Source organism: Bacillus sp. USDA818B3_A (genome assembly GCF_009928415.1).
GTDB lineage: Bacteria > Bacillota > Bacilli > Bacillales > Cytobacillaceae > Neobacillus.
Genome location: NZ_JAABNN010000061.1, coordinates 1 through 568, shown reverse-complemented (window position 1 = coordinate 568; position 568 = coordinate 1). Strand labels below are relative to the sequence as shown.

The 568-nt window shown below is 36.6% G+C and carries 1 protein-coding gene; it reads left to right on the top strand.

Annotated elements, in window-relative coordinates:
* Positions 1-13: 13 nt before the first annotated feature.
* Positions 14-568: reverse transcriptase domain-containing protein (locus GXK58_RS26850; protein ID WP_272928191.1), on the top strand; the 555-nt coding region annotated here is incomplete at its 3' end.

Genomic DNA, 568 nt, shown 5'->3' with positions numbered 1-568 from the left:
AAGTGTTGTGAATGTGCTTCAGCCAAAATTCGAAGATAACCTGTTTCATAACTGGTCAGTAGGTTATAGACCAAATCGTGGAGTACAAAGAGCCTTACAAATAATCCTTTGGAATATTGAACAGGGGTACAATCATATCTACGACTGTGACATAAAAGGATTCTTTGATAATATACCTCATAAGAAACTTATTAGAGTTCTTAAGAAGTATGTATCGGATCGTACGGTCCTAGACCTAATTGAACAATGGCTAAAAGCTGGACACATGGAAGAAGGAGAACTTATTCACTCGGATTATGGAACACCTCAGGGAGGTGTGATTTCACCACTTTTAGCAAATGTATACTTAAATGAAATGGATTGGGAATGGGACTTGAATAATATTCGTTTTGTTCGCTATGCGGATGATTTTCTGCTTTTTGCCAAAACGAAGGAAGACATCAAGAAAGCTGCTTCTATCACTAGGGATAAATTGAAGGAACTTGGACTAGAAGTTTCTAAGGAAAAGACAAAAGTCGTTGATTTCAAGAATGATGATTTTGATTTTCTTGGTTTCACCTTCCATCAT